This is a genomic window from Pseudoalteromonas luteoviolacea NCIMB 1944, from assembly GCF_001625565.1.
Classification (GTDB): Bacteria; Pseudomonadota; Gammaproteobacteria; order Enterobacterales; family Alteromonadaceae; genus Pseudoalteromonas; species Pseudoalteromonas luteoviolacea_F.
The window spans coordinates 14,440-34,280 of the sequence record NZ_AUXS01000012.1; the positions used below are offsets into that span (position 1 = coordinate 14,440).

At 43.3% G+C, this 19,841-nt stretch carries 23 protein-coding genes and 1 riboswitch; of the genes, 2 read left to right on the forward strand and 21 right to left on the reverse strand.

The window, feature by feature from the left end:
- The first annotated feature begins 15 nt into the window (after nt 1–15).
- The gene (tal, locus tag N483_RS01255; RefSeq protein WP_023399582.1) at nt 16–966 is read left to right on the forward strand and encodes a transaldolase; all 951 of its coding nucleotides are present in this window, start codon (nt 16–18) and stop codon (nt 964–966) included.
- 62 nt (nt 967–1,028) lie between these two features.
- On the opposite strand, the gene N483_RS01260 is transcribed toward tal, so the two are convergent.
- Nucleotides 1,029–1,334, reverse strand: coding sequence for a hypothetical protein (locus tag N483_RS01260; protein WP_023399581.1), 306 nt, complete (start codon nt 1,332–1,334; stop codon nt 1,029–1,031).
- Nucleotides 1,335–1,590: 256 nt separating this feature from the next.
- Here N483_RS01260 and N483_RS01265 point away from each other — a divergent pair, with 256 nt between their 5' ends.
- Nucleotides 1,591–1,782 carry a DUF3545 family protein gene (locus N483_RS01265; protein WP_023399580.1) on the forward strand — a complete coding sequence of 64 codons (192 nt, stop codon included), beginning with the start codon at nt 1,591–1,593 and terminating at the stop codon, nt 1,780–1,782.
- Nucleotides 1,783–1,860: 78 nt separating this feature from the next.
- Here N483_RS01265 and ung read toward each other — a convergent pair whose 3' ends face one another.
- The 20 genes from ung to N483_RS01365 all read right to left on the reverse strand — a co-directional run bounded on the left by ung (nt 1,861) and on the right by N483_RS01365 (nt 19,805).
- Complete coding sequence (gene ung / locus N483_RS01270; protein ID WP_023399579.1) at nt 1,861–2,520, reverse strand: uracil-DNA glycosylase; 660 nt, start codon at nt 2,518–2,520, stop codon at nt 1,861–1,863.
- Nucleotides 2,517–3,356: a cobalamin-binding protein gene (locus N483_RS01275; RefSeq protein ID WP_023399578.1), complete on the reverse strand. Its 840-nt coding sequence runs from the start codon at nt 3,354–3,356 to the stop codon at nt 2,517–2,519. Before N483_RS01275 ends, ung begins: the two co-directional genes overlap by 4 nt.
- Before the next feature lie 17 nt (nt 3,357–3,373).
- Entirely contained in the window at nt 3,374–3,973 is a 600-nt protein-coding gene (cobO, locus tag N483_RS01280; protein ID WP_023399577.1) for a cob(I)yrinic acid a,c-diamide adenosyltransferase, read from the reverse strand.
- Nucleotides 3,974–3,982: 9 nt separating this feature from the next.
- The gene (locus N483_RS01285; protein ID WP_023399576.1) at nt 3,983–5,452 is read right to left on the reverse strand and encodes a cobyric acid synthase; all 1,470 of its coding nucleotides are present in this window, start codon (nt 5,450–5,452) and stop codon (nt 3,983–3,985) included.
- Nucleotides 5,449–5,991, reverse strand: a complete 543-nt coding sequence (cobU, locus tag N483_RS01290; protein WP_023399575.1) for a bifunctional adenosylcobinamide kinase/adenosylcobinamide-phosphate guanylyltransferase — start codon at nt 5,989–5,991, stop codon at nt 5,449–5,451. Before cobU ends, N483_RS01285 begins: the two co-directional genes overlap by 4 nt.
- Nucleotides 5,988–6,764, reverse strand: a complete 777-nt coding sequence (locus tag N483_RS01295; RefSeq protein ID WP_023399574.1) for an adenosylcobinamide-GDP ribazoletransferase — start codon at nt 6,762–6,764, stop codon at nt 5,988–5,990. The genes cobU and N483_RS01295 overlap by 4 nt, the downstream gene beginning before the upstream one ends.
- A 1-nt stretch (nt 6,765) precedes the next feature.
- A complete protein-coding gene (gene cobT, locus N483_RS01300) occupies nt 6,766–7,821 on the reverse strand; it encodes a nicotinate-nucleotide--dimethylbenzimidazole phosphoribosyltransferase (RefSeq protein ID WP_023399573.1) in 1,056 nt (351 codons plus the stop codon).
- Nucleotides 7,822–7,832: 11 nt separating this feature from the next.
- Nucleotides 7,833–8,825, reverse strand: coding sequence for a FecCD family ABC transporter permease (locus N483_RS01305; RefSeq protein WP_023399572.1), 993 nt, complete (start codon nt 8,823–8,825; stop codon nt 7,833–7,835).
- Nucleotides 8,822–9,652 carry an ABC transporter ATP-binding protein gene (locus N483_RS01310; protein WP_023399571.1) on the reverse strand — a complete coding sequence of 277 codons (831 nt, stop codon included), beginning with the start codon at nt 9,650–9,652 and terminating at the stop codon, nt 8,822–8,824. The genes N483_RS01305 and N483_RS01310 overlap by 4 nt, the downstream gene beginning before the upstream one ends.
- Nucleotides 9,653–9,729: 77 nt before the next feature.
- Nucleotides 9,730–9,866: riboswitch (cobalamin riboswitch) on the reverse strand.
- A 6-nt stretch (nt 9,867–9,872) separates the two neighbouring features.
- Nucleotides 9,873–10,472: a histidine phosphatase family protein gene (locus tag N483_RS01315; protein ID WP_023399570.1), complete on the reverse strand. Its 600-nt coding sequence runs from the start codon at nt 10,470–10,472 to the stop codon at nt 9,873–9,875.
- A gap of 51 nt (nt 10,473–10,523) precedes the next feature.
- Nucleotides 10,524–10,736 carry a (Na+)-NQR maturation NqrM gene (nqrM, locus tag N483_RS01320; protein ID WP_023399569.1) on the reverse strand — a complete coding sequence of 71 codons (213 nt, stop codon included), beginning with the start codon at nt 10,734–10,736 and terminating at the stop codon, nt 10,524–10,526.
- Between the two features lie 139 nt (nt 10,737–10,875).
- Nucleotides 10,876–11,907, reverse strand: coding sequence for an FAD:protein FMN transferase (locus tag N483_RS01325; protein ID WP_023399568.1), 1,032 nt, complete (start codon nt 11,905–11,907; stop codon nt 10,876–10,878).
- 99 nt (nt 11,908–12,006) lie between these two features.
- The gene (gene nqrF, locus N483_RS01330; protein WP_023399567.1) at nt 12,007–13,233 is read right to left on the reverse strand and encodes an NADH:ubiquinone reductase (Na(+)-transporting) subunit F; all 1,227 of its coding nucleotides are present in this window, start codon (nt 13,231–13,233) and stop codon (nt 12,007–12,009) included.
- A 19-nt stretch (nt 13,234–13,252) separates the two neighbouring features.
- The gene (gene nqrE, locus N483_RS01335) at nt 13,253–13,861 is read right to left on the reverse strand and encodes an NADH:ubiquinone reductase (Na(+)-transporting) subunit E (RefSeq protein WP_023399566.1); all 609 of its coding nucleotides are present in this window, start codon (nt 13,859–13,861) and stop codon (nt 13,253–13,255) included.
- Between the two features lie 10 nt (nt 13,862–13,871).
- On the reverse strand, nt 13,872–14,504 hold the full coding sequence (locus N483_RS01340; protein WP_023399565.1) for an NADH:ubiquinone reductase (Na(+)-transporting) subunit D: 633 nt from the start codon (nt 14,502–14,504) through the stop codon (nt 13,872–13,874).
- Nucleotides 14,504–15,250, reverse strand: coding sequence for a Na(+)-translocating NADH-quinone reductase subunit C (locus tag N483_RS01345; RefSeq protein WP_023399564.1), 747 nt, complete (start codon nt 15,248–15,250; stop codon nt 14,504–14,506). The genes N483_RS01340 and N483_RS01345 overlap by 1 nt, the downstream gene beginning before the upstream one ends.
- Complete coding sequence (locus N483_RS01350; protein ID WP_023399563.1) at nt 15,243–16,442, reverse strand: NADH:ubiquinone reductase (Na(+)-transporting) subunit B; 1,200 nt, start codon at nt 16,440–16,442, stop codon at nt 15,243–15,245. Before N483_RS01350 ends, N483_RS01345 begins: the two co-directional genes overlap by 8 nt.
- 2 nt (nt 16,443–16,444) lie before the next feature.
- Complete coding sequence (locus tag N483_RS01355; RefSeq protein WP_036976344.1) at nt 16,445–17,788, reverse strand: Na(+)-translocating NADH-quinone reductase subunit A; 1,344 nt, start codon at nt 17,786–17,788, stop codon at nt 16,445–16,447.
- Between the two features lie 370 nt (nt 17,789–18,158).
- Complete coding sequence (gene fabV / locus N483_RS01360) at nt 18,159–19,349, reverse strand: enoyl-ACP reductase FabV (RefSeq protein WP_023399561.1); 1,191 nt, start codon at nt 19,347–19,349, stop codon at nt 18,159–18,161.
- A 141-nt stretch (nt 19,350–19,490) separates the two neighbouring features.
- Nucleotides 19,491–19,805 carry a BolA family protein gene (locus tag N483_RS01365; protein ID WP_023399560.1) on the reverse strand — a complete coding sequence of 105 codons (315 nt, stop codon included), beginning with the start codon at nt 19,803–19,805 and terminating at the stop codon, nt 19,491–19,493.
- Nucleotides 19,806–19,841: the final 36 nt, after the last annotated feature.

The following is a 19,841-nucleotide window of genomic DNA, read 5'->3' on the forward strand; positions in this document are numbered from 1 at the left end:
AGGAATGAGGACAGCATGACTTCAGCATTAGATAGGCTAAAACAGCATTCATCGATTGTTGCCGATACTGGCGACATCGAAGCGATCCGTAAACATCAACCGGAAGACGCAACAACTAATCCATCACTTTTACTCAAAGCAGCACAAACGCCTGCCTATCAGCCGTTTCTAAAACAAGCATTAGATTACGCAAAATCTCAAGAGCAGGACGCGCAAAAGCAAATTGAGTTGGCATGTGATTATTTCGCAGTTTTAATTGGCAAAGAAATCGCAAGTATCGTACCGGGCTACATTTCAACAGAGGTTGATGCTCGTTTGTCATTTGATACACAGGCAACCATTGCAAAGGCACAACAACTGCTAGCTCTGTACGAAGAGCAAGGCGTGAGTAAAGATAAAATCCTCATCAAGATAGCTTCAACTTGGGAAGGTATCAAAGCTGCTGAAGAGTTAGAAAAGCAAGGTGTTAAATGTAATCTAACACTGCTATTTAGCCAAGCTCAAGCACGCGCGTGTGCAGACGCAAATGTATTTCTTATCTCTCCATTTGTTGGCCGTATTCTTGATTGGCACGTTGCCCATGGTGTTGATAAGCCAACCGATCCGCTAGACGACCCAGGTGTACAATCTGTTCGTACCATTTACGACTTCTACAAACGTCACGGTTATAAAACAGTCGTAATGGGAGCAAGTTTCCGCAACACTGGAGAAATCGTTGCACTGACTGGGTGTGATAAACTGACAATTAGTCCAGCTCTATTAGAAGAGCTTGGCGAATTACCTGCAACCGAAGAATACTTGCTGGAAAATGCGCAAGCTAGTGCTGAGAAGCCAGCTCCATTGACTGAAAGTGAGTTCCGCTGGTTACATAACCAAGACGCAATGGCAACTGAAAAACTCGCAGAAGGCATAAGAGCATTTGCACATGCTCAGGAAATTCTGGAATCTGAAGTGACCAAATTATAATTTGGTTAAAATGTAAAAAAGCGCCTTGGGCGCTTTTTTATTGCTCTACAGCATGCCGCAGATTATCGACGCATACTCAAGTTTGTAATCTTAGTCACATCGTTACCACACCACCTGATTGTACCACCAGAAGTGAATACATTCCCCGCAGCTTTGCCTGTCGTTACCATGGTCATTGCCATGCTATACAAACGGTTGTACTGGGCTTCAGAAAAGGCTGTGCTGTCTAGTAGGTATAGCTTACCACCAGCTGAAATCGCAAAATTTTCGCCACAATTAAAAACAAGATCTATTGACTTGCCAGACGGGTTAGCCATAGCGTTAAGAGAAGCGAACAAAAGAGAAGAGGCTAGTATTGTTTTTTTCATAAACATTTCCATTACTTATTTTATTATTGGAACGCAATAGTACCCTAACCAGAGCCGCCTTTCATTCAAAAACTGCAGTATTCTCCGAACCGACCTTTGTAATTAAAGTGTCACTTTGTTTTCACTTTAAATACATATTAGTGTTTTATTTTTCTACTGTCTGTGGTATACCAGCATTACTCAAGTGTGTTTTTCGTGCAAATGGGGTAATGCTAAAACACATGTTTTGAGGTTAGTACATCAATAGGAGATATTCATGGATAGCCTAGACGATATGATTGAAGTAATAGAAAGTCCGGAACCAAAAAAGAAAACCTCATCGAAGGGGAAAAAAAGAAAGTGGCGTGAAATAGAAGCGCTTAAAGACCGACAACGCCTTCGTAAGGAATTAGAAGAACTAGACATATTCGCAGACAGCGTCGATTTAGACGAACTCGACTTTATTTGACATAAAGGCTCTATAAATTAGAGCCTTTTGTTTGTCTGAGCGTTTGCACTGGCATGTAAAAGCATGCCAGTAACTAGCCTACACTTGCCAATTAATGGGGCTTTTACCCATTGATTCGAGTAGTTTGTTAGTTTTCGAGAAGTGTTGACAGCCAAAGAACCCTCTGTGTGCTGATAGAGGGGACGGATGTGGCGCATGCAAAACATGGTGGCGCGACTTATCAATTGCTTTTCCTTTTTTCTGGGCATGTGCCCCCCATAAAAGGAAAACAACGCCTTCGCAATGTTCGTTGAGCTGTGCTATCACCACATCGGTAAAACGCTCCCACCCTAAATGTTTATGAGAATGCGCTTGACCCTGCTCTACGGTCAATACCGTATTCAGTAATAATACCCCCTGCTGTGCCCAAGGTAGTAAATAGCCATGATCGGGTATCGTAAACTCAGCGATATCTGTCGCCAGCTCTTTGTACATATTCGCTAAAGAAGGTGGTGCTTTAACACCGGGCAATACAGAAAAACATAATCCGTGAGCTTGATTGGGACCATGGTAAGGGTCTTGACCCAGAATTACGACTTTAACCTCATTGAGTTCTGTAACTTTAAAAGCTTCAAACACCTGTGCTTGTGGCGGGAAGACAGTAACGCCTTCGTTACGCCTTTGTGCAACATAGTTCATCGTATCTTGAAAATAAGGCTGCTGTTTTTCTGCTCCTAACAATTCTTGCCATGTTGTCATGTTCGTTTTCCGTAGTAAGTTCGTGATGCATGCAGTTTATCACACATATCTTTCACGCCGGTCAGCATCCGAGTACTAAAGCGGTGCAGCAAATCTGCATCGACTTCAATATACTGATTGTGCTTTACCGCTGGAATTTCGGTCCATCGTCCCCAATCGACTTTTGGAGGCTGTTTTTTTGCCTTTTCATTTGGAATGATAATAACTTGTGGATGCTTAGCTATGACATTTTCAAGACTTATTTGGGGATACTCTGTTGTCGCATTAGCAAAGACATTGCGCACCTGGCACGTTGATAACGTTTGATGTATCCAGGTTTTTCCACTGACCGTCATCATAGGTGACGGCCATAATTGATAAAAGACATCGAGTGACGGCATGTTTTTATATTTTTCAACCAGTGCATGATAATCAGAAAGAAACTTATCAGCTTTCAACTTAGCTTGCGCTTCACGTCCAGTCAGTCTTCCCAACTTTATTAGCTCTCTCGGAACGTGATGAATGTCTTTTGCCACACTGTAAACCACAGGAATACCAAGCGATTTAAGCTTTTCAATATCTCCTTCTTTGTTACCACTTTGCCATACGATCACCAGATCTGGCTTAAGCGCCAAGACTTTTTCTAACTGAATACCGTGAAACCCACCAATACGAGGAATTTTTTTTGCAGCCTCTGGATAGTCTGCATATTCAACTGTACCGACTATTTTATTTCCAGCACCGATTGCATAGAGGTTTTCTACAATATGCGGTGCCAGTGCGACTATGCGGTTAAATGCTTTATCCGATTGTGCCTGCGCGCTCTTTGCCCAAACCAGCACAACTATAAATAGCATGAAAGCCTGTTTGACCATCAGTAGTCGAACCCTATTTGTGCTTGAATGCCCGCTTCAAAAGCATGCTTAACATTCCTGACTTCACTCACCGTATCGGCCAACTCGGTCAACCGACGGTGTGCTCCTCGACCTGTGATGATCACAGATTGCATTTTAGGCCTGTTATTCAATGCCTCAATCACTTCATCTAAGTCTAAGTAGTCGTAGCTCACCATATAGGTTAGTTCGTCCAATAACACTAAGTTAATATCATCATCTTGAAGCCAAGCCTTCGCTTGTTGCCACGTCGCTTGAGCTGCTTGCGTATCTGTATCTCTATTTTGAGTTTCCCAAGTAAAGCCTGTTTTCATAACAGCAAACGGCACACCTGCACCTTCCAATAAGTTACGCTCGCCACATTCCCAAGTCCCCTTAATGAATTGCACAACAGCCGCTTTCATACCGTGACCGACACAACGCGCCACTGTGCCAAAGCCTGATGTCGACTTACCTTTGCCGTTACCGGTGATCACTTGCAGAATGCCTTGTTCAATGGTGGCTTGTGCAACTTTTTGATCAACTTGCTCTTTGACTTTTTGTTGTCTCTCTTTATGCTTATCTTGGTTTTTATCTGTCATACTTGACTCCTATACGTCGAGTGCAAAAATCTTGTCTATATTTAGGTGCTGCTCACAAATATCAGCTAATTTTTCTAATTGTGCTTCGCGGTGTTTTGCTAAATCAAACCCACCACAATCAAATTTACCATTGCTGGCCCACTGCAAAATCGCGGTACTGGTATCGGGATTATCGAACAAACCATGTAAGTAAGTACCCGCTATTAGATTATCGTTGGAAATAAAACCATCCTTAACCGCGCCTAACGGGTGATCGACGAAAGTTAAAAATGGCCGCTCAAGTGCCTCACCCACGCTCTGACCACAATGAATTTCATACCCTGATATATCAACTTTCCCATTGTTCAATAAACAGTGCCCTGACACATTGGTTAGTTGCTTTGTTTCTCTCAACTCGGTAGTTAAGGCGGCTAAACCAAGCGCCATGGTAAGCCTTTGTGACGATTCTATATGAAGCGGATCTACTATTTTTTGCCCAAGCATTTGCAGGCCACCACAAATCCCTAAAACTTTTCCTTGATACCTCAAATGACGCTCGATTTCCTGATCCCATCCTTCATTACGCAAAAAGGCCAAATCACTAATGACATTTTTACTACCTGGAATAATAATGAGATCAACGCTTCCAATCTTTTCTCCATGGCGAACATATCTCAAATCCACCTTGGGGTTTAGCCTAAGACTATCAAAGTCAGTATGGTTGCTAATATGAGGCAATAGTAAAACAGCAATATTTAAACTTGCATTATCTGTTCGGTTTTCTATTGTTACCGCATCTTCTGCATCTAAGGCTAAGTCATGTAGATAGGGCAAAACACCCAATACAGGTTTACCAGTATACTCCTCTAGCCAATCTAATCCGGATTGTAGTAACCCGATATCCCCCCGAAATCGATTAATCACAAACCCTTGCACCAACGCCTGTTCTTGTTCACTTAACAGTGCCAAGGTACCAACTAGATGTGCAAATACGCCTCCTTTGTCGATGTCTGCAATGATAATAACGGGACAGTTTACTGCACAAGCAAACCCCATATTGGCAATATCATTTTCTCTAAGGTTGATTTCTGCTGGGCTTCCCGCTCCCTCTACCAAACAAAGCTGATAAGACTGTGACAAACGTTGATGAGACTCCAGTACAGCCTGCATAGCAACCGCTTTATAATCGTGATAGCTACCCGCTTCCATATTGGTCAGTGCCTGACCATGCACAATCACCTGTGCACCGGTGTCCGAGTTAGGCTTTAGCAAAATTGGATTAAAGTCGACACTTAATGGGGCTTGTGCCGCCATAGCTTGGAGCGCCTGTGCGCGCCCGATCTCTCCTCCGCAAGGAGTAACCGCGCTATTAAGCGCCATATTTTGCGGTTTAAACGGGGCGACTTGCACGCCCTTTCTTGCAGCCAAACGGCATAAACCTGCCACCAAAGTGCTTTTACCCGCATCAGAGGTAGTTCCTTGAACCATTATTGTTTTCATTTTAAACCACGTTTTAAATTTAATGCCAAACCCGCCACCACAAAGTCCACGTGATCGGCAATGCTCGCAACCTCTTGATTCAATCGACCCGATTCATCAACAAATTGGCGACTTAATTCACCTAGGGGCACAATGCCATGACCCACTTCATTGCTCACAAGTATCACGCTTCCAGAAGTCGCCAACAACGCGTCAATCAGGTGTTTTTTTTGTGTTTGATATTCTGACCACTCAACCTCACACAAGCCGAATGTCAGCCAGAGTGTTAAACAATCCACTAGTACACATTGTGAAGGTTTTAATTGAGCGATGATGGGTGCTATATGCCAAGGGCACTCAATGACTTGCCAGCAGGGGTCTCTATTGACTTTATGATGCGCAATTCTGCGCGCCATTTCTTCATCTTTACTCTGAGCCGTTGCCACATAAATCAGCTCTTGAACATTACCTGAAGCCAACCAGTTTTGTGCCCTGTGCTCCGCCATCGAACTTTTTCCAGATCGAGCACCGCCAAGGATAAATTCTACGCGTCTAGTCATAAAAAGCTCACCACGCAATAAGTATAGATGGCAATTTCTGAGAGCTGCTGCGCTGCCCCTAAACAATCGCCAGTGTATCCGCCAAGTTGATGTCTAAACCATAGCTGACATAACCATCGTGTTACCCACAAAATGACAATGAGTGTTAGAATTTGCCAGATAGACACAAGAGAAAGCAGATAAGTCAAAAATAAAATCATGCCCCCAGAGGCATACAAAATTGTGCGACATTGAGTATTTAAGCTTTTAGCAATAGGCTTTACTTTACTTTGTGCATCAAGTTGAACGTAAGGTAGTTTACCAATTAAACTCGTTGCACTAACCCGACTCAGGGTCTGTGCAAGCACCACACTGCACAGCAGTGCAGCTAAGTTTTCACTCAGTGCAAGCATGAGTTGAAACTTACCGAGTAGCAATAATAATAACGCCACACTACCATAGGTACCCAGACGACTATCTTTCATAATGTCGAGTTTTTGTTGCCGACTCCATCCCCCACCAAAACCATCCCAAACGTCTGCAAATCCATCTTCATGAAATGCGCCTGTAAGAAGTAAGCTCGCGCCAAGTGTAAATACAATTGCCACACCAAATGGCAAGAATAGTGACATAGCCCAAAGAACTAACGCCATAAACAAACCAATGCACAAGCCCACACAAGCAAAATACCGAGCAGCTTGATTGATGTGCTCATCACTCACAGGAGCTGTTAGTTTGATTGGCACACGGGTGAGAAAAATAACAGCAAGTTTAAATAGAGAGAGTTGTCTCATATCATTTTACAACTTGCGTTACTTGCGCGTCTGAAAAGCTCGCCATCTCATTGTAAATTGCGAGTGCACTTTGAATTATTGGCAGAGCAAGCGCTGCACCACTGCCCTCTCCCAATCGCATATTTAAATGCAATAATGGCTCTACTTCTAAATAATCCAACATTTTTTTGTGTCCTTGCTCGTTTGAACAGTGGGCAAATATCATATAGTGCTTACAATGTGGTTCCATCGCAATTGCCAGTATGGCGGCTGCCGTAGCGATATAACCATCGATGACAATTGGTTTTTGTGCCTCGGCGGCGGCCAGTATTGCACCAACTATATGAACAATTTCAAACCCACCAACAGACAGTAAAACCTCTTCGGGTTTGGTGCTATTTAGCTTGTGCTTTGCTAACGCCTGTTTCACTAAACGCTGTTTCTTATTGACAACTTCCTGACTAACACCTGTCCCCTGCCCAACGGTCTGTGACGGAGGCAGTCCAGACATAGCTGAAAATATCGCAGCAGCAGAGGTCGTATTGCCGATACCCATTTCACCAAATGCAAAAAGGTTGCAACCGCGTTGTATGTCAGCTTCAACCAGCCGTTTAGCGCTCACAAATCCAGCTTCTAATTGGGCTAAGTTCATAGCACGTTGTTGATGGAATGGTGCTGTTATTGCACCGAGTCGACTATCGACGACATTGGACATTGGAACAGGGGTTAAAATTCCGCAGTCAACAACATTTAAATGCCACCCTAACTGACGAGCTAAAACACAAATAGCGGCACCGCCGCTTGCAAAGTTAGCAACCATTTGGCCCGTGACTTCGCTAGGCGCTATCGATACACCTTCTTTCGCTATACCGTGATCGCCTGCAAACACACTGATACTTGGCTCTTTAATAGCAAATTGCATTGACGACAGAGATCGCTCTCCAATGCCTTGTGCATAAATCAAAACCAGTTGTTTTGCCAGTGCTTCCAATTTACCTAAAGAGCCTTTAGGCTTGATCTTCATATCTATTTTTTGCTGAATAAAATTGCTGTGCGTTAAATCCAAAGGAGAGATCATTTTAAGCCTCATTAAATACTTGCGGTGCGTTTTCTGAACATAAGCAAAGAAAGAAAAAATACACTACCTATTGCTGCTGTGATAACGCCAATGGGTAACTCTTGATTTTCAATGATGATACGCGCTATGACATCTACCCACAGCATCAGCAATCCACCGCTTAAGGCAGTAACTACCATACCGAGTACGCGAGCTTGGGAAATGAAAAAACGCACAATATGGGGGATCATTAACCCGACAAATCCGACACCACCACACGCTGCAACTAACACTGCCGTCAACAAAGAGCTTACCAGTAACATACCCAAGCGTAGTCGATGAACATTAACCCCCAGCGTAACAGCGCTTTCGTCCCCCAAAAGCAACGCATTTAAATGTCGCCTAAAGCAAATTACAATCACCAAGCCACTTATTACGACAACCGATGGTAACCACATCCAAGCCCAATCAGCTCGACTAAAACTGCCGAGACTCCAAAATATAATGGCACTGACCGCTTGAGGATCACTCCAATACAAAAGCAAGCTAGTGAAGGCATTGAACAAGAAAGATAGCGCAACACCAGCAAGTAGCATATTTTCTATTTGTGCAGTTCCTTTATGATAAGCAATCAAAAGCAGCAAGCTCATTGCGCATATACTGCCAAGAAGTGCTGCCCCAGACATCGCTAACCCACTTTGAACCCCAAACAAGGTGAGTAGTAAAACTACACCAAATGATGCACCAGAAGAAATGCCAAAAAGATATGGATCAGCAAGAGGATTGCGAGTAACTGTTTGTAAAATCAGCCCTGCTGTTGCCAGCCCTGCGCCAGCCAAAAATGCGAGAACGGCTCGTGGAAGCCTGAGCTCTATTACGATTTTTTGCGCCAATTGTGTGTTGTCATATGACCAAAGTGCTAACCATACATCGTAAAAGTCAACCTGTACTGCACCAATGCTCAGGCTACAAACGAAGCTAAATAAACACACCAACAACAAAACGTTACTTGCCGCAAACCTCATCGCTGACTCCTTGAGGTACCGCTATTAATCGCAGATTGCAGTGACTGGTATTGATAGCGAATATGGGGAATAGCGTGCTCACGCTCAGCACATTGCTGCAAAGTTACATCCGCATTTACACCGAAAACTTGTGCAAGCATAGACGATGAGACCACACTTTGTGGTGAACCGTGCGCAACCAACTTTCCATTATTTATAACCAAAATTGAATCACATAATGCAGCAGCTAGGTTCAAATCATGAAAGGAAGCAACGACCGTGATCCCCAGTGATTTTGCCAATGCCATAATTTCAATTTGATATTTCACATCCAGGTGACTGGTCGGCTCATCCATCAGCAGCAAACTTGGGCTTTGCACAATTGCTCTTGCAATCATAACCCTTTGTTTTTCCCCTCCTGACAACGATTCGTAGGGCTGCTTTTGTTTATGAGTCAATCCGACTTTTAATAGCGCTTCTTGAATGGCCTGTTTATCGCGCAGAGACACACTCGCAAATAGACTTTTATGGGGGGTCAAACCCATTGCGACTACATCAAACACCCCTAGGTTGAACTGACTTGGGATCTCCTGCAGTACAGCCGCAACTTTACGTGCATAATCTTGCCGGTTAAATTCCGCGATATTTTTACCATCTATCGTAATAGTACCAGATGTTTGATCTTGAAAGCGGTACAGGCATCGTAGCAATGAAGATTTCCCTGCTCCATTTGGACCTATCAAGCCAAGGAACTGCCCCTGTTCGATAGAAAAACTCATGTCAGTTAAAATGGATTTATTATTGATAACTAGATGTAGGTTACTAACTGATACTTGTGCTGCCGCCATAATTCCTCTTTTTCGGGCACACATCACTACAGCTTGCAAAACAAATGAAACATGTGGATGTAACTTAAGTGCGCCCGCTTAAGCTGTTATTTCAACCTTGGTATCTGGCTTTGTGCGGCTAGTCGATCTGACGCACTTACAGTTGCGGGGACAGCTGAGGGCTTGCACCTCATTCCCAAGTGATGTCGAAATAATTTTGTGTATTATGAAGTCTAGATGGCTAAAACACAACTTTGGGCCATGCCTTGCCATTTTCATCATAAAAAACGGTTACTTTAACCACGCAGCCATAACCAACTTCAAAACAATTTAAGTGACTTGAGACACCGTTAGGAAGCTCGAGCCAAAGTGCTAGCAACTGTTTTATTACGCCGCCGTGAGTCACTATCAAAACAGTGTCATCGGTGCGATCGGCAGTAAAATTGTGCCACCACAATGCGATTCTAGTGCTGAAGCTAATCATGGACTCTCCCTCTGGAACTGCGATATCCCAAGGGTTTTGCCAGAATTCACCAATACTTGGGTGAGCTGTATTTTGCCACAACCAATCATAGCTTTTGCCATCCCAAAGTCCAAAATCCATCTCTTGCAACTCATTTTCTATAGATAGGATGAGACCTGATTTTTCAGCATATGTTTGTGCTGGCTCCAAACAACGAAGTTTTGGGGAACTTATCACCCTATCAGGCTTGGAAAGAGAATCAAAAATAGTGAGTAATTGCTGATGACTAGCAGTGGTAAGGGGAGGGTCAGTTTTACCCAACAGCTTGCCCGACTGTGTTGTTTTGGTATGACGAACAAAATAAAGAGTTTGGATCATCTGATCAAACAGACAATAAAAACGCAGGATACCCTGCGTTTTTAAATCAATTTATAAAATTTGGTTTTCGCGCCAAGACTGTTCTTTCGCCAAACGCTTTTTACGCTTGTCACATGGATCATCACAATCACAAATTTTGTCGATACCCATAGAGCCTAAACCACCACAGCTGCTTGCCATTGATTTTTTCTGAACTATAACACCCACAGCCATAGCTGCAGCAATCAATACAAGTAATCCAAAGGTAAGAATAAATAGTGACATAGGCAAAGGCCCCTCAATAAACTAGCTTGGTCAACATCCAAGCAACTGACGGTATACTTTCGATATTATATATCTAAATCTGCCAAAGTTGAATGAATTTACCACACTAAAAGCAATGATATTTAACCTAATTCACTGGTTACTTTTTTACATCTAAATACGGCGCAAAAGCTGTACTTGAGAATGTCTCTAGCCCAGCATCGGTTTTACTAATCAAATATACTGGTAGGTTATGTTTTTCTGCATAAGCTCTCGCTCGTTGTGTCCCCATCACTGTGAGCGCTGTGGCCAGCCCATCGGCTGTCATTGCAGATGGATGCAATACCGTTACAGACACTAAGTCATGACGTACAGGCTTACCTGTACCTGGGTCAATTAAATGTGTAAATACTTCACCATCCATTTCGTAGAAAATTCGATAATCCCCAGATGTCGCGATGGCATTATTACCTGGCTCTACAACACGGTGAATTTGACGTTGCCCAGCAGGTGCATCCGGTTTTTCGATGGCGATACGCCAAGGTACACCTTCCGGCTTACTGCCCGAAATTCGAAGTTCACCGCCGATCTCTATCATATAATTTGAAAACCCTTTTTTCTCGATTAACTCAGCGACTTTGTCAATTCCGTAACCTTTAGCCGTAGCTGAAAATGACAGCTCTAAATGAGGCAAAGCTTTAGCAAGACCTTCTGAGGTGAGCTGAAGTTTATTCACCCCGATGTTTGCCTGCATAGCTTCAATTTCTGCCTGCAATGGCCTTTTAGTAGGCCTTTTATCCGGACCAAAACCCCACAAATCAATAAGAGGCCCCATTGTCACATCTAAGGTTTTAGTCGACTGACCTAAACGAATAGACTCAGCGACTACAATTCGAAAGTCACTACTGATTGGCATCACTGTGTTTGCATCAAGGCGGTTAAAACGGTTAATTTCTGAGTCCGGGATATATGTCGACATAGATTGGTTAACAGCAATCAAGGTGTCATCGACTTCTTTTTTAAAACGCTCCGCCTCCAGTGCTATTGGACCTGGGAAAACTTTAATATTGTAGGTCGTCCCCATAGTTTTGCCGTTTATTTCAACCGGCTTTTGTTGAGACTGCTGCTGTCCGCAGGCTGACAAGAAAACCACTAAAAAAACAACTGAGAATAAAGTGCCTAGTTTTTGCATCTATTTTTTAGTCCTTAAACAAAATAAAAAAACCCCTAGAGCGCGCCCTAGGGGTTTAATCTTATTAAATACGATTTATCATCATATCTAAATTCCTAATTAACCACCGAAGTCATCAAGTAGGATGTTTTCGTCTTCAACACCAAGATCTTTCAGCATGTTGATAACAGCCGCGTTCATCATCGGTGGACCACACATGTAGAACTCACAATCTTCAGGCGCTTCATGGTCCTTCAGATAGTTTTCTAGTAATACGTTGTGGATGAAGCCTGTGTAACCTTCCCAGTTGTCCTCTGGTTGAGGATCTGAAAGTGCTACGTGCCACTCAAAGTTTTCGTTGTCAGCAGCTAGGCCGTCAAAGTCTTCTACGTAGAACATCTCACGCTTAGAACGTGCACCGTACCAGAAAGACATCTTACGGTCTGAGTTAAGACGCTTAAGCTGGTCAAAGATGTGTGAACGCATCGGTGCCATACCTGCACCACCACCAACAAATACCATTTCTGCTTCAGTTTCTTTCGCGAAGAATTCACCGAATGGACCAGAAATAGTTACTTTATCACCTTCTTTTAGTGACCAGATGTACGATGACATCTTACCACAAGGTAGGCTTAGGTTATTTGGCGGCGGAGTCGCAATACGTACGTTCAGCATGATGATGCCAAACTCTTCTGGGTAGTTCGCCATTGAGTATGCACGGATTGTTTCGTCATCAACTTTAGATTCAAGGTTGAAGAAACCGAAACGCTCCCAGTCACCACGATATTCGTCAGGAATATCGAAGTCAGCATATTTAACGTGGTGAGCTGGCGCTTCAATCTGGATATAACCACCTGCGCGGAAAGGAACAACCTCACCTTCAGGGATACCAAGCTTAAGCTCTTTAATGAATGTCGCTTTGTTATCGTTAGAGATAACTGTACATTCCCACTTCTTAACACCGAAGATAGACTCTTCTACTTCGATTTCCATGTCAGTCTTAACAGCAACCTGACACGCTAGACGACAACCTTCACGCGCTTCACCTTTAGTAATGTGGTCAAGCTCAGTTGGAAGGATATCACCACCACCAGAGTGAACATGTACGCGACACTGGCCACAAGAGCCACCACCACCACATGCTGATGAAATGAAGATACCTGCATCAGCTAGTGAGCCTAGAAGCTTACCACCTGGTGCTGAAGTAATTGCTTTGTCAGCATCGCCGTTGATGCCAATCGTGATGTCACCGCTTGGTACAAGCTTCGATTTCGCTGCGATGATGACTAGCACCAAGATCACAACGATAGCGATGAACATACTTACGCCTAATACAATCGTTTCCATCGTATAGTTTCCTCGCTAATTAAAGTGAAATACCAGAGAATGACAAGAAGCCAAAGCCCATTAGACCTACAGTGATAAAGGTAATACCTAAACCACGAAGACCATCAGGAATATCAGCATACTTCATCTTCTCACGAAGACCAGCTAGCAATACAATTGCAAGCGCCCAACCCACACCAGAACCTACGCCGAAAACGACTGATTCTGCAAGGTTATAGTTACGCTCTACCATGAATGCTACCGCACCGAAAATCGCACAGTTTACAGTGATAAGTGGCAAGAAAATACCAAGCGCGTTATATAGCGCAGGGAAGAACTTGTCCAAAGTCATCTCTAGGATCTGTACGAGTGCTGCAATTACACCGATGAAAGTCAGGAATTTCAGGAAGCTCAAGTCCGCTTCAGGGAAACCAAGCCACTCTAACGCACCTGGTGCAAGTACTGCGTGGTAAACAATATTGTTTACCGGTACAGCAACACCTAGTACGAAGATTACAGCAACACCAAGACCAAATGAGGTAGTTACTTTCTTAGATACCGCAAGGAATGTACACATACCTAAGAAGAAAGATAGCGCTAAGTTTTCAATGAAAACAGCTTTTACAAATAAGCTAAGATAATGTTCCATCTTTCTCCCCTTATGCCTTCGCTTCTACTTGGTCTTTCTTATAAGTACGTAGTACCCAAATGAAGAAACCAACTAGGAAGAATGAACTGAATGGCATAATTAATAGACCCATTGGCTGGTACCAACCACCGTCAGCAACAAGTGGAAGAATTTCAACACCAAATAGTGCACCTGCACCGAATAGCTCACGAACAAAACCAATTGTAAGTAGAACTACAGAGTAACCAAGACCATTACCGATACCGTCTAAGAAAGACATAAGCGGTGGCGACTTCATTGCGTACGCTTCAGCACGACCCATTACGATACAGTTGGTAATAATTAGACCAACGAATACGGTAAGTTCTTTAGCTGTTGCATAAACAAATGCTTGAAGTGTTTGGTCAACAACGATTACCAACGATGCGATAATCGTCATTTGAACGATGATACGTACACTTGACGGAATGTGATTACGGATCAACGAGATAAATAAGCTTGAAAACGCAGTTACCACAGTCAAAGCTAGTGACATGATAAGCGCATTTTTAAGGCTTGAAGTAACCGCTAGCGCAGAACAAATACCCAATACTTGCAGAGCAATCGGGTTGTTTGCGAAGACTGGTCCTAACAAGACTTCCTTCATTTCTTTTGCATTAGCCATTAGTTCAATGCCCCTTCACGTACTTTCGCTAGGAATGGACCAAACGCTTTATCGCCTGTCCAGAACTTGAATGTATTTTCAACACCGTTCGACGTCAGTGTTGCACCAGAGATGCCATCTACTTTATTTACATCGCTGCCAGCAGTGCCTTTTACGATATCAACAGGTAGTTGCTTGCCTTCCCAAGTAGCTGTCCACTTAGGGTTCTGGATTTCACCACCAAGACCAGCGGTTTCGTTATGCTGATAGAAGTTGATAGCTTTAATGGTTTTTGTATCAAGTTCAAGAGCGATGAAACCATACATGATGCCCCAAAGACCGTAACCTTGAATCGGTAGGATCACTGACTCAACCTGACCATTGCTGCCTTTAGCAAGGTATACAGGAGACTCATGAGTCATACGAAGTACACCAGCTAAGTCTTCTTCTTTAGGAAGTGCAAAACTGCGCTCTGCATCAAACTTAGTCATTGTAAAATCGAATGAGTTAGGATCAGTTTCAACAAACTCACCTGATTTAAAGTCAACAACGCGCGCATCGATTACTTCGTTGTACTTTTGAGCAACGTTTTCAACGTCTTTAAAACCAGCCGCAGCTAGAATATTACGTTGAACATCTTCAATTTTGTTAGCTTGCTGTAGTGGGCGTAACTGTACTGCCGCAAAAGATACGACGATTGCACACACTAAACACAGACCAACAACAACGCCTAACGTTTTGCCGATAGTTTCATTGTTACTAGACACGTGCCAATCTCCTCTTCACATTAGACTGCACTACAAAGTGGTCGAATAGTGGTGCGAATAGGTTAGCGAATAGAATTGCTAACATCATACCTTCTGGGTATGCCGGGTTAACAACACGAATAAGAACAACCATTACACCAATTAATGCACCGTATGCCCATTTACCTTTATCAGTGAAAGACGCAGAAACTGGGTCTGTCGCCATAAAGAACATACCGAATGCGAAACCACCAAGCACTAAGTGCCAATGCCAAGGCATAGCAAATGTCGCGTTTGTGTCAGAACCGATCATGTTCAATAACGTAGACATCACAACCATACCTAGGAAAGTACCTAGTACGATACGCCATGACGCGATACGAACATACATTAAGAACAAGCCACCAATTGCCAGTGCTAGCGTAGACGTTTCACCCACTGAACCTTGGATAAAGCCGTAGAACGCATTCCACCACAACTGCATGTTGCTGTAATCTAGTGAACCAATCGCTGCTTGACCTAGGTATGTTGCACCAGAGAACGAATCTACTGCTGTCCATACTGTGTCACCTGAGATATCACCTGGGTATGCGAAGAATAGGAACGCACGACCAGCTAGTGCAGGGTTAAGGAAGTTACGGCCAGTACCACCGAATACTTCTTTAGCGACTACAACACCAAATGTGATACCTAATGCAACTTGCCATAAAGGAATAGTTGCAGGCAGGATCAATGCAAATAATACAGAAGTTACAAAGAAACCTTCGTTTACTTCGTGCTTACGAACTGATGCGAATAATACCTCCCAGAAACCACCTACAATGAACACAGTTCCGTAAATAGGCAGGAAGAAACACGCACCATAAAACATTTTCGCTGCCCAGCCGGAAGTTGCTGTCAGCTCACCACCTAGCGCTTGGAAAATACCAGCTTGCCAAGTAGTTGCGATGTCAAAACCGTTACCAATCGCGATTGCGGCTTGGTGACCAATGTTGAACATACCGAAGAACATAGCCGGGAACGTCGCCATCCATACCAAAATCATGATACGTTTTAGGTCGATGTTATCACGCACATGCGTGCCGCCTTTGTTTACATAACCAGGAGTATAAAACACAGTTGCAATGGCTTCGTAAAGCGCATACCACTTCTCGTGTTTTCCACCTGGTTCAAAGTGAGGTTCAATGTCTTCTAAAAATTTCTTTAAGGCCATTTTTAACCTTCCTTCTCGATAGTAGTCAGGCAATCACGTAGGATTAAGCCGTAGTCGTACTTGCCTGGACATACGAAGGTACACAATGCTAAATCTTCTTCGTCAAGCTCAAGCGCACCTAAAGAGATAGCGCTATCTAGATCGCCAGCGATCAGATCACGAAGTAATAGCGTTGGTAGGATATCCAGAGGCATTACACGCTCGTAGTTGCCAATTGGCACCATCGCACGCTTAGAACCACCTGTAGACGTTGTAAACTTGAACAAACGGCTAGGTGCTAAGTGTGAAATGAATGTACGTGTAACAGAGAATTTGTTGCTACCTGGTGCAATCCAACCAAATAGCTCTTTCTCACGACCTTCAAGAAGAACTGAAACCTGTACGTGGTAACGACCTAGGAAAGCATGAGGGCCGGTTGCTGTTTTACCAGCTAACACAGAGCCAGAAATGACTCGGTTATCACCGTCTTCAAGTTCACCAGATACTAAATCTGTTAACGACGCACCAACTTGAGTTTTAACTAAACGAGGATTCTTTACGCGAGGACCTGCTAAAGAAACAACTCGGTCAGTGTAGATCTCGCCAGTAAGGAACAGCTTACCAAACGCAATAACGTCCTGGTAACCTAAGTGCCAAACTTGCTTATCTGCACCAACTGCATCTAAGTTATGGATATGAGTACCCACTAAGCCTGCTGGGTGTACACCCGCGAACTCATGTACTTCTACTTGTGATAGCGAAGAGCTTGGTACTTTACTACCAGACTGCTTACACACAAATACTTTACCATCAGTTAGACGAGAAACTACAGCTAGACCTGCTTCAAACGCTTCAACGTTTTCGGCAATGATCACAGCAGGATCCGCAGCTAATGGGTTAGTATCGATGGCTGTCACGAAGATTGAGCTCGGCGTTGCACTTGGTACTGCAACACGGCTAAATGGACGTGCTCGTAGCGCTGGCCATTGACCAGATTCAATAAGCACTTCTTTCACTTTTTCACGATCTAAGTTGCTTAATTCAGCAGCTGCGACCTTTTCAAAAGTGATTTGCTCATTGCCTTGTACTTCAATCACGACAGATTGAAGAACACGCTTAGCACCACGGTTGATTTCTTTAACTACACCAGAGGCTGGCGCAGTAAACTTGACGCCAGGATTCTTTTTGTCTTCAAAAAGAATTTGGCCTTTTTTGACTTGGTCATCCACGCGAACATGCATGGTTGGACGCATACCGATAAACTCTTCACCAAGCACAGCTACGCGTTTGATGGCAGCGCCATCATGAATAGCTTGCTGTGGTGCGCCCTCTATGGGTAAGTCCAGACCTTTTTTTATGTTGATCATACGCACTTGCATTACATTAACGGAAAGAAATTGAAAAATCTTTAGTTATCACGGCCGCTATCTCATCATGTTTTCAGTATCAAAAAGAACCCGCCTAGTCAAAAGAGACTTGACAAAAGCCAAATCAACCAAAAACAAGCGTCGTGATATATAGTCCTCACATATTTCCGCAATTTTAACATTAATCGCCCTGACTATGCGAGTAGAATTATCAAATTAATACGACTTAACAATGGTTTTAGCTCAGTTCAGCTAATTGCGATTAATTCAATATAGACCAAAGTGGTATTGAATGAGAAAAAGATGAAAGGGGTTTGTGGGGTAATCTCGATAGAGGTGAGGCTCGGGCGCCTCACCTTGCGGTTAAGTTTTATACTAAATTATTGATTTCAACTACAGTATTTACATCCGCATCATAGTCAACGCCATCAACGCCAAAACCAAATAATTTTAGGAATTCGTTATGGTAGCCTTCGTAATCTGTCATTGAGTCTATTGTGTCGGTATCGACTGTGTCCCAAATGTGTTGAATACGCGCCTGTACACCTTCTTCCAGCTCTTTATAGTTTTGGAATAGGTGACCACCTTCATCAAACCTTGGCGTGTCACTGTAAAGGCTTTCATTGAAAAGGCCATGGATTTGTTCGATTGTACCTTCGTAAGTACCGTCTTCTTTAGTAACCTTAAATAAAGCTGAGATATATAATGGCATGATCGGTATTGCCGAACTTGCCTGAGTTACTACCGCGTTAAGTGAAGAGACATAAGCTTCACCATGTAGATCCGCCGTCGATGCTTTGATTGCCGCAGCAGCTCTATCTAAGTCTTCTTTTGCCTTGCCAATAGTAGCATGACCATAAATTGGCCAAGTTAACTCTTTACCGATATAAGTGTATGCAGTTGTTTTAAAGTTATCTGCAAGTACATCGGCTTGCTTCAGCGCATCTAGCCAAAGCTCCCAGTCTTCACCACCCATTACTTTTACTGTGTTAGCAATTTCATCTTCGTTGGCAGCTTCTACACTCACTTCGTCAATAACACGCTTAGATGTATTTAAGTTCTTTGTTGTGATCGCTTCGCCAATTGGCTTGAGTACTGAGCTATGTGTTTCACCTGTTTTTGGGTCTGTACGACGAGGTGATGCAAGGCTGTAGATGATTAGATCAACTTTGCCCATTTCAGCTTTAATCGTCTCGATTGCTTGCTCTTTGAGCTCAGTAGAAAAAGCATCACCATTGATGTTTTTTGACCACAGTCCAGCTTTGTCAGCAGCATTTTGAAACGCGGCCGTGTTATACCAACCTGCTGAGGCAGTTCTTTTCTCCGTACCTTCTTTTTCGAAGAAAATACCAAGTGTTTTTGCACCAGAGCCAAATGCGGCAGTAATTCGAGACGCAAGACCGTAGCCAGTAGAAGCACCAATGACTAGTACATTTTTAGGGCCATCTTTTAGCTCGCCCTGTTGCTTAACAAAAGCGATTTGTTCTTCTACATGTGCAGCACAACCTGCTGGATGAGCATTTGTACAGATAAAACCACGGATCTTCGGCTTAATTACCATTATATTTCCTACTAAATTTTGAATTTGTTTCAAGTATTTAGGCCCACCTCTTACAGTATTTAATGAAGAATATAAAAAGATGGAGCCAGAAAAATTGCGTTATAGTGTAATCTCTGATGACCTAAATACAGGTCTGATCAGCTATTTATCAAGTTTTGAGCCACCTAAACAAGTCGGCGATGCCGGCACTTGTGCTGATTGCTCACTAAACTCCTCAGGCGTATAGGCATGAATCGCTAGCGCATGAATTTCATTCGCTAACTCTGACTTGAGCACTTCGTTTATACGTCTGTGACGTGGCAATAGACGCTGCCCAGCAAACTCATCGCTTACAACAATCACTTTAAAATGTGATTCAGTCCCGCGGCTGTGCATATGGCTTTCATTAATCACCTCAAGATGTGTGCAATCAAGGGCATCTTTGAGTTTTGTGTGTATATGTTCCTGCATAGACATGGGTATACTCTTTACTTTCATATTGTTAAACATCAC